At 74.3% G+C, this 9,067-nt stretch carries 8 protein-coding genes; 4 read left to right on the top strand and 4 right to left on the bottom strand.

Annotation, left to right across the window (positions count from 1 at the left end; genetic code table 11):
- Positions 1-77: 77 nt before the first annotated feature.
- The 3 genes from ACFV6I_RS33945 to ACFV6I_RS33935 all read right to left on the bottom strand — a co-directional run bounded on the left by ACFV6I_RS33945 (position 78) and on the right by ACFV6I_RS33935 (position 3,036).
- The gene (locus tag ACFV6I_RS33945) at positions 78-839 is read right to left on the bottom strand and encodes an SDR family NAD(P)-dependent oxidoreductase (RefSeq protein WP_380344512.1); all 762 of its coding nucleotides are present in this window, start codon (positions 837-839) and stop codon (positions 78-80) included.
- Positions 836-2,347 carry an MFS transporter gene (locus tag ACFV6I_RS33940; protein ID WP_380429560.1) on the bottom strand — a complete coding sequence of 504 codons (1,512 nt, stop codon included), beginning with the start codon at positions 2,345-2,347 and terminating at the stop codon, positions 836-838. Before ACFV6I_RS33940 ends, ACFV6I_RS33945 begins: the two co-directional genes overlap by 4 nt.
- A 107-nt stretch (positions 2,348-2,454) precedes the next feature.
- On the bottom strand, positions 2,455-3,036 hold the full coding sequence (locus ACFV6I_RS33935) for a helix-turn-helix domain-containing protein (RefSeq protein ID WP_363372936.1): 582 nt from the start codon (positions 3,034-3,036) through the stop codon (positions 2,455-2,457).
- Between the two features lie 151 nt (positions 3,037-3,187).
- Between ACFV6I_RS33935 and ACFV6I_RS33930 the strand changes: the two genes are divergently transcribed.
- Entirely contained in the window at positions 3,188-3,673 is a 486-nt protein-coding gene (locus ACFV6I_RS33930) for a DoxX family protein (protein WP_380429558.1), read from the top strand.
- A 128-nt stretch (positions 3,674-3,801) separates the two neighbouring features.
- Here ACFV6I_RS33930 and ACFV6I_RS33925 read toward each other — a convergent pair whose 3' ends face one another.
- Positions 3,802-5,286, bottom strand: coding sequence for a SulP family inorganic anion transporter (locus ACFV6I_RS33925; RefSeq protein WP_380429563.1), 1,485 nt, complete (start codon positions 5,284-5,286; stop codon positions 3,802-3,804).
- 806 nt (positions 5,287-6,092) lie between these two features.
- On the opposite strand from ACFV6I_RS33925, the gene gcl reads away from it, so the two are divergent.
- The 3 genes from gcl to ACFV6I_RS33910 all read left to right on the top strand — a co-directional run bounded on the left by gcl (position 6,093) and on the right by ACFV6I_RS33910 (position 9,044).
- Positions 6,093-7,874: a glyoxylate carboligase gene (gene gcl, locus ACFV6I_RS33920; RefSeq protein WP_380429555.1), complete on the top strand. Its 1,782-nt coding sequence runs from the start codon at positions 6,093-6,095 to the stop codon at positions 7,872-7,874.
- Between the two features lie 133 nt (positions 7,875-8,007).
- The gene (locus ACFV6I_RS33915; RefSeq protein ID WP_063346094.1) at positions 8,008-8,472 is read left to right on the top strand and encodes a pyridoxamine 5'-phosphate oxidase family protein; all 465 of its coding nucleotides are present in this window, start codon (positions 8,008-8,010) and stop codon (positions 8,470-8,472) included.
- 83 nt (positions 8,473-8,555) lie between these two features.
- Complete coding sequence (locus ACFV6I_RS33910; protein ID WP_063346095.1) at positions 8,556-9,044, top strand: glutathione peroxidase; 489 nt, start codon at positions 8,556-8,558, stop codon at positions 9,042-9,044.
- Positions 9,045-9,067: the final 23 nt, after the last annotated feature.

The following is a 9,067-nucleotide window of genomic DNA, read 5'->3' as shown; positions in this document are numbered from 1 at the left end:
CCGGGCGGTGGCCCCCTGTGTGTATCTCGCGCGGCCCCACCGCCGGGGCACTGCCCGGTCGTTGGGCCGTCGTTGGGTCAGGCGGTGGCGCCGCCGTCCAGGACGAGGTCGGCGCCGACGGTGAAGCCCGCCTCGGACGAGGCCAGGTACAGCACCGCGGCGGCGACCTCCTCGACCGCACCCGCCCGGCCGACGGGGAGGCTGTCCTTCATCCGCGCGGCCTTGTCGTCGGCGTTCTCGCCGGGCCGGGTGGACATGCTGGTGTCCACCGGGCCGGGGCTCACCATGGTGATCCGCACGCCGTCCGCGATGTGGTCGAGGGCGGCGCTGCGGGTCAGCGCGGTGACGGCGGCCTTGCTGGCGGCGTAGGCACCGAGGCCGGGCACCCGCATGTGGACGCCGAGGTTGGACGACACGTTGACGATCGCGCCGCCGCCGTGGGCCCGCATGTGACCGATCTGGTGCTTCATGGCGAGCCAGGTGCCGGTCAGGTTGACCGCGAACACCCGGTGCCACTCGTCCTCGTCGATGTCGGCGACCGGGCCGACCGCGCCGAACACCCCGGCGTTGTTGACGGCGACGTCCAGGCCGCCGAGGAGTTCGACGGTCTCCCGGACCAGCCGGGCGGCATCCTGACCGTCCGCCACGTCGCCCGTCAGCGCGACGGCCTTGCCGCCCGCCCGCTCGATCAGCTCGACCGTCTCGGCGAGCGGGCCCGCGCTGCGGCCCGCGACCGCGACCCGGGCGCCCTCCCGGGCGAAGGCGAGCGCCACGGCCCGTCCGATCCCGCTGCCGCCGCCGGTGACCAGGACGGACTTGTCGGTGAAACGCGTGGTCATGAGAGGTGCTCCTTGATCTGGATGGTGCGTTCTGGGGCGGTGTCGGTCTCTGTGGCGGCCTCGGGAGTCGCCCGCGCCAGCGTGGCGACGGCGAGGGCGGTGAGGGCCAGGGCGGCGCCCGCCGCCGCGAAGGCCGTGGCGTAGCCGCCGACCACGCTCGGGCGGGTGGCGGCGAGCGCCATCAGGGCGGCCACCCCGGCGGTGGGGCCGAGTTCCATCGCGGTGTTGAGCACGCCCGCGGCGAGGCCGGTCCGCTCGGGCGGCACGCCCGCGGTGGCGAGCACGGCCGCGCCGGCGAAGGCGGCCGCGGCCCCGGCGGGCAGCAGGAGCAGCCCGGGCAGCAGCCCGGTGGCGTAGTCGCTGCCGGGCGCGAGGCCCGCCAGCAGGCCGAGCCCGGCCGCCGCGAAGGCGAGCCCTCCGGCGGTGACCACGACGGCGCCGTAGCGGGCGGTCAGCGGCCCGGCCAGGCGGCCGGCCGTCAGCAGCGCCGCCGCGTACGGCAGGAAGGCGGCGGAGGTGGCCAGCACGCCCCAGCCGCGGACCTGTTGGAGGTAGAGCGCGAGCAGCAGGAAGGTCAGCGCGGTGCCGGCGGCGGTCGCCATGACGGCGGCGAGGGCGGTGGCCCGGCGGCGGTTGGCGAGGAAGCCGGGCGGCAGCAGCGGGTCGGCGGTGCGCCGTTCGACGGCGGCGAAGGCGAGCAGCAGGGCGAGCCCGGCGGCCAGCGGCAGCAGCGTCCCGGGGCTTCGCCAGCCGTGCTCGGTGGACGCCACCAGGCCGTAACTGGCCGCGCAGACACCGGCGGCGGCCAGCGCGGCGCCGGGCAGATCCAGGGCCGGCCGGCGGTCGGCAGACGGTCGGCCGGGCGGGTCGGCGGGCGGTCGACCGGGCGGGGGGGGGGGGGGGGCGGGGCGCGGGGGGGGGGGCGCGCGGGGGGCGCGGGGGGGGGGGGCGCGGGGCCGCGAGCCGGAGCGGGCCAGGCCGACGAGGGCGACCAGGACGGGCACCGCGAACAGCCAGCGCCAGGAGACCCAGGCGGCGACGGCGCCGGAGAGCAGGTTGCCCGCCGTGGCGCCGAGCACCGAGAGGCCGCCCCAGGCGGCCATCGCCCGCCGGTAGTCGGCGGGTTCGGGCCGCAGCACCCGGACCACGGCGACCGCCGCCGGGGCGGCCAGGGCCGCGCCGACGCCCTGGGCGAAGCGGCTCGCCAGCAGGACGGGGTAGCCGGGCGCGAGGGCGCAGGCGATCGAGGCGGCGCCGAGCAGGGCCAGGCCCACCCGCAGCAGCCGGCGGCCGCCGTGGCGGTCGGTCAGCCGCCCGCCGAGGAGCAGCAGGGCGCTGAAGGAGAGTCCGTAGGCGGCGCTCAGCAGCAGCACGCCGGACGGACCGAGCCCGAACTCCCGGGCCACCAGGGGCAGCGGCACGGACAGGATCATGATCGTGAAGATCAGCGCGGCCTGCACGCCGCCGAGCAGCGCGAAGCCGGGCCGGTCGGCCGTGGCGACACTCATGGAAACCCCCCTCCTCCACAAAATGACCGTTCGGTCCAGTATTGAGACAGCAAGAGGCGACCTCCACCGTCACCCCACCACCGCCCCACGATCCGCAAATCGATCCGTCAGTCGAGCAGCACCAGCGCCTGCTCGGCGGCGTCCCGCACCCGGGACGCGCCGTCGGCCGTCTTCCCCATCACCCGCATGCCCTGCATCAACACCATCAGCATCCGGGCCAGCGCCCGGGGTTCCCGCCCGGCGGGCAGCTCCCCCCGCGCCTCGGCACGCACCAGGGCGGCGGTCAGCACCGTCTCCAGGTGGGCGAGGCTGGCTCCCACCTGGCGGGCCGCCGAGGGATCGTGCGGGGCGAGCTCGACGGCGGTGTTGGTGACGAAGCAGCCGCGCTCCCGGCCGTCCCCGGCCGACTCCGCCGCGAACCGGCGGACCAGCGCGCGGACGGCCGGCAGCACCGGGCCGGGCTGGGAGAGCTCGGCCAGCAGCACCGGGTCAGCCTGCTCGCCGTACCGCTCCAGCGCCCGCAGGAACAGTTCGTGCTTGCTGCCGAAGGTGGCGTAGATGCTCGCCCGGGCGATCCCGAGCTCCTCGACCAGGTCGGCCATCGAGGTGGCCTCGTAGCCGCGCCGCCAGAACAGCTCAAGGGCCGACTGGAGCACCACGTCCGGGTCGAATTCCTTCGTTCGCGCCATGGGTGAACGCTAACCCTTTCCAGAACGATCGGTCAAGATCCTCCCCGAAGGTCACACACGTGGGATCTGACGGAGCATTGCCAAGTGGACTAGACCAAGGCTACCCTTACCGCCCCGTACCTCCTCCTCCCCCCACAGGAGGCCTTTCCCCATGCCCGCGAACCTTCCCACCTCTCCCCAGCAGGCGGCCGAGGCCGCCCGCCCGCTCGTCCTGACGGCCTTCCGGGTCGTCGTCGGACTGCTCTTCGCCTGCCATGGCGCCGCCTCGCTCTTCGGCGTCCTCGGTGGCACCAAGGGCGGCGGCACCGTCCCGCTCGGCCAGTGGCCCGGCTGGTGGGCCGCGCTGATCCAACTGGTCGGCGGCGCCCTGGTGCTGCTCGGCGTCGGCACCCGGACCGCCGCCCTGCTCTGCTCCGGCTCGATGGCGTACGCCTACTTCACCGTCCACCAGGAGCACTCCCTGCTGCCGCTGCAGAACGGTGGCGAACCCTCCGTCATGTTCTGCTGGGCCTTCCTCGCCATCGCGGTGCTCGGCTCCGGCCCGTACGCCCTGGACCGGCTGCTGATCCGGCGCACCACGGCCGAGCCGGCCGCCCAGCCCGCCCCGGCCGGGGCACACCCAGGCCAGACCGGCTGAGCGCCCCCGGCCCGGCGGACGGCTGAGAACCGGGCCGCCGGACGGCTCGACGGACGGCACGACGGACTGACTGTGCGGGGTCAGTCCGTCGACGGCCCCGTCGTGGCCCGGGCCGCGTCCGCCCGGCCTCACACCACGGTCGGCAGCGGCGGTTCGACCGCGAGCGGAGCGGTGGAGCGGGCCCGGTGCTGGGCGGCCCACGCGGTGAGGGCCACCGTGCAGGCGTGGTCCAGGTGGCGCAGCCCGGACCAGTCGAGTTCCACCGGCCGGTCGGCCGGCAGCCGTTCCAGGGCGTCCAGCAGCCGGGGCAGCCGCAGGAAGGTCGCGTTGCCGCTGAGCCGGACGCGCTGCAGGGCCTCGCCGGACGGCAGGACCAGTTCCTCCAGGCCGATCTGCAGGTGCGAGGTCTGCCAGGCGGACTTGGCCACGGCCAGGCCGATGCCGATCAGCACACCCTCGAACAGGTCGGTGGCGATGATGGCGCCCGCGGTCACCGCGAGCACCAGCGCCTCGCCCCGGTGGCCGCGGCAGAGCGCGGCGATCCGCCGCAGCGGGACGAGCTTGGCGCCGGCGTGGACCAGGACGGCGGCCAGCGCGGTGAGCGGGACGAGCCCGAGCACGCCGGGCAGCAGCGCGGTGAACAGCAGCAGCCAGAGCCCGTGCAGGGTGCGCGAGGCCTTGGTCCGCGCCCCCGCCTGGACGTTGGCCGCGCTGCGGACGATCACCGCGGTCATCGGAAGGGCGCCGAGCAGCCCGCAGACGGTGTTGCCGATGCCCTGGGAGGTCAGCTCGCGGTCGTAGTCGGTGCGCCGGCCGTGGTGCATCCGGTCGACGGCGGCGGCGCTGAACAGCGTCTCGGCGGAGGCGATCAGGGTGAAGGCGACGACCGTACCGAGGCCGGCGGTGCCCGCCACCGCGCCGAGCGCGGCACGGTCGGGCAGGTGGACGACGTCGAGCAGGCCGGACACCCGGACCCTCGCCACCGGCAGGTCGACGGCGGCCGTGACGGCGGCGGCCAGCCCGACCGCGGCCAGCGGCGCGGGGACGCCGCGGGCGACGCGCCCGGGCAGGTACTTCCAGCCGACCAGCACGAGCAGGGTGGCCAGGCCCAGGGCGACCGCGCTCGGGTTGGCCACGCCGGTGACCACGTCCGCCAGCAGGTCGGGCAGTCCGGCGATCTTCTCCGGTCCGGTGGCCGGGGCGCGGCGGTCGGCGAGCGCGTACAGCTGGCCGAACAGCAGGGTCAGCCCGATGCCGGCCAGCATGCCGTGCACCACCGAGGCGGACATCGCCCGGAACCAGCGGCCGAGCCGGAGCGCTCCCATCGCGATCTGGAGCAGCCCGGTGCCGAGGACGAGCAGGCCGAGGGCGGTGACGCCGAAGCGCTGGACGGCCTCGTAGACCAGGACGGTCAGCCCGGCTGCCGGGCCGCTGACCTGGAGGCTGCTGCCGGGCAGGACGCCGACGACCAGGCCGCCGACGATGCCGGTGACCAGACCCAGCTCGGCGGGGACGCCGGAGGCGACCGCCACCCCGACGCACAGCGGCAGGGCGACCAGGAACACCACCAGCGAGGCGGGCAGGTCGTAGCGCCAGGGGACGGCGCGCAGCACGGCGAGCGGGGGCCGGCGGCGGCCCGGCGGGGCGGCCTTGCCGGGGTGGCCCGGCGGGGCCTTGCGGCGGCGGGGCGTTCGGCTCACCCGGTCACCACCGGGGGGCGGGCAGGGAGACAGCGCATGGCGGCGTTCCTTTCGCGCGCCCGCCTCTGCGGGCACGCCGTCGCAGGGGGGTGAGGAAGTCGCAGGGGGGTGAGCAGGTCGCCGGGTGGGGTGAGGAGGGAGAAGGGAGGTGGACCACACGGGGGCGACAGCGGTACGGCCGCAGGTCCGGGCGGACCGGACGGCGGCGGCGGGTGTCGGGTCGGTGCGGCCAGGGGGTGCGTCCCTCGCTCGGGTGCGGCGGACCGGGCACGCTGGTCCTGGACGGGACCGGCCGCCGGAGCTCCCCCGCTCCCGGACCGTCCCGAATCCCCCTTACCACGGCCTCAGTTGGACATCACGGGCCCGGCGTGCCACCGACGGTACCCAGGGGTGCAGGGTGGGCCGACCTCGGGCACCGTCCCTTCACCCGCACTGCACACCGGCCGCGCTTTCCGCCGCGGAACGGCCGGTTCCCCGGGTACACCAGCACGATCGGCGCCCACTTGTACGAACCCGGCTCCGCCTCCCCTCCCCCGGACGGCCGCAGCGACCTGCGGTTTCACCCCCTGGGCCGGCTTCCACATTCTGTTGAACCTCCCCTTGACGCCCCGCCGAGCCCAGCCGTACCGTATTTCCACATACAGAAACCGTTCTTCCGTATGGTGGAATTCTGGAGATGAGCCCTCCGACCCACTGCGGGCCGACGCAGGAGAGACCCGATGCCTCGTATGACAGCCGCCCGCGCGGCCGTGGAGATCCTCAAGCTCGAAGGCGTTGAGGTCGCGTTCGGCGTGCCGGGCGCAGCCATCAACCCCTTCTACGCCGCGCTCAAGGCCTCCGGCGGGATCAGGCACACGCTGGCCCGGCACGTCGAGGGCGCCTCCCACATGGCCGAGGGCTACACCCGCGCCAAGGCCGGCAATATCGGCGTCTGCATCGGCACCTCGGGCCCGGCCGGCACCGACATGATCACCGGCCTGTACTCGGCGATCGCCGACTCCGTCCCGATCCTGTGCATCACCGGCCAAGCCCCCGTCGCCCGCCTGCACAAGGAGGACTTCCAGGCCGTCGACATCGCCTCGATCGCCAAGCCCGTCACCAAGGCCGCCACCACCGTGCTGGAGGCCGCACAGGTCCCCGGCGTGTTCCAGCAGGCCTTCCACCTGATGCGCTCCGGCCGTCCGGGCCCGGTCCTGATCGACCTGCCGATCGACGTCCAGCTGACCGAGATCGACTTCGACCCCGAGGCCTACCAGCCGCTCCCCGTCTACAAGCCGGCCGCCAACCGGATCCAGATCGAGAAGGCCCTCGCGCTGCTCCAGGCGTCCGAGCGCCCGCTGATCGTCGCCGGCGGCGGCGTCATCAACGCCGACGCCGCCGAACTGCTGCGGGAGTTCGCCGAGCTGACCGGCGTCCCGGTGGTCCCGACCCTGATGGGCTGGGGCATCGTCCCCGACGACCACGAGCTGAACGCCGGCATGGTCGGCCTCCAGACCTCGCACCGCTACGGGAACGAGAACTTCCTCGCCTCCGACTTCGTCCTGGGCATCGGCAACCGCTGGGCCAACCGCCACACCGGCGGCCTGGACGTCTACACCGCGGGCCGCACCTTCGTCCACGTCGATGTCGAACCCACCCAGATCGGCAGGATCTTCGCCCCCGACCTCGGCATCGCCTCCGACGCCAAGGCCGCACTGGAGCTCTTCCTCCAGGTCGCCCAGGAGCTCAAGGCCGCCGGACGGCTCAAGGACCGCAGCGCGTGGGCCGCCGCCACCCAGGACCGCAAGGCCCGGCTCCAGCGCCGCACCCACTTCGACGACGTGCCGCTCAAGCCGCAGCGCGTCTACGAGGAGATGAACAAGGCGTTCGGCCCGGACACCCGCTACGTCACCACCATCGGCCTCTCCCAGATCGCCGGCGCGCAGCTGCTGCACGTCTACCGGCCGCGGCACTGGATCAACTGCGGCCAGGCCGGCCCGCTCGGCTGGACCATCCCGGCCGCGCTCGGCGTCGCCACCGCCGACCCCGAGGGCCAGGTCGTCGCGCTCTCCGGCGACTACGACTTCCAATTCATGGTCGAGGAGCTGGCCGTCGGCGCCCAGCACCGCATCCCGTACGTCCACGTGCTCGTGAACAACGCGTACCTGGGCCTGATCCGCCAGGCGCAGCGCACCTTCGACATCGACTTCCAGGTCAAGCTGGAGTTCGAGAACATCAACGCGCCGGAGCTGGGCGTCTACGGCGTGGACCACGTCCGGGTCGCCGAGGGCCTGGGCTGCAAGGCGATCCGGGTCACCGAGCCCGAGGGCCTGCTGCCGGCCTTCGAGGAGGCCAAGAAGCTGGCCGCCGAGTTCCGCGTCCCGGTCGTCGTCGAGGCGATCCTGGAGCGGGTCACCAACATCTCGATGGCCGCCGCCGACATCGACAAGGTCAACGAGTGGGAGGAGATCGCCACCCTCCCTGAGCACGCGCCGACCGCTGTCAAGCCGCTCGTGCTCTGAGCCCGCCGTGGGCCACTCGGGGCGGGCGCCGTGCTGCGCCCGCCGAGTGGCCCGGAGGCGTACCGGGTACAAACCGGAAGACGCTCGCGCCCGACCTCCGTGCGCGGGCCCGGAGCCCCCGGGAGCGCACACCATGCCCTTCACCATGGACAGGGCCGAGCGCGAGCGGTTCCTCGCCGCACCGCACGTCGGCGTGCTGGCCGTCGACTCCGGCACCGGACCGGACCGGGGACCGCTGGCCGTACCGGTCTGGTACTCCTACGTCCCGGGCGGCCTGCTCACCGTCATCACCGGCCGCGACTCCGTCAAGGCCCGACGGATCCGGGCCGCCGGGCGGTTCACCCTCTGTGCCCAGCACGAGCAGCACCCGGCCGCGTACGTGAGCGTCGAGGGCCCGGTGGTGGCGATCGAGGACCGGCTCGACCCTGACGAGTGGGCCGCCCTCGCGAACCGCTACCTGCCGCCCGAGGCCGCGCGCGACTACCTCGCCTCCGCCCGGGAACAGTTGGCCGCCGACATCACGCTCCGGATGCGCCCCGAGCACTGGTCGAGCGCCGACTTCTCCGCCTTCGGGGCCGATCTGCCGGAAGACCGGTAGGTCGGGCCCGGTCCAGGTGGTCGCGGCCACTACGGTGGCTCGGCGAGACTCCGTTCCACACACCTGCCGAAAGGACCACCCCCGTGAGCCTGTACGACATCCCGCTGCGCACCCTCACCGGCGAGCCCACCTCCCTGGCCGAGTACAAGGGCAAGGCGCTGCTGATCGTCAACGTCGCCTCCAAGTGCGGCCTGACCCCGCAGTACACCGGCCTGGAGAAGCTCCAGCAGCGGTACGCCGCGCGCGGGTTCACCGTGCTGGGCTTCCCCTGCAACCAGTTCGCCGGGCAGGAGCCGGGCAGCGCCGAGGAGATCCAGACCTTCTGCTCCACCACCTACGGCGTCACCTTCCCGCTGTTCGAGAAGATCGACGTCAACGGCGACGACCGGCACCCGCTGTACCGGCAGCTGACCCAGGTCGCCGACGCCGAGGGCGAAACCGGTGACGTCAGCTGGAACTTCGAGAAGTTCCTGGTCTCCCCCGACGGCACCGTGGCCGCCCGCCTGCGGCCGCGCATCGAGCCGGAGTCGGCCGAGCTGACCGCCGCGATCGAAGCCGTCCTGCCGGCCTGATCCCCCCGCCGACGGACCGGCCC

The organism is Kitasatospora sp. NPDC059803 (assembly GCF_042732255.1).
Classification (GTDB): Bacteria; Actinomycetota; Actinomycetes; order Streptomycetales; family Streptomycetaceae; genus Kitasatospora.
This window is presented reverse-complemented; position numbering and strand designations above follow the sequence as displayed.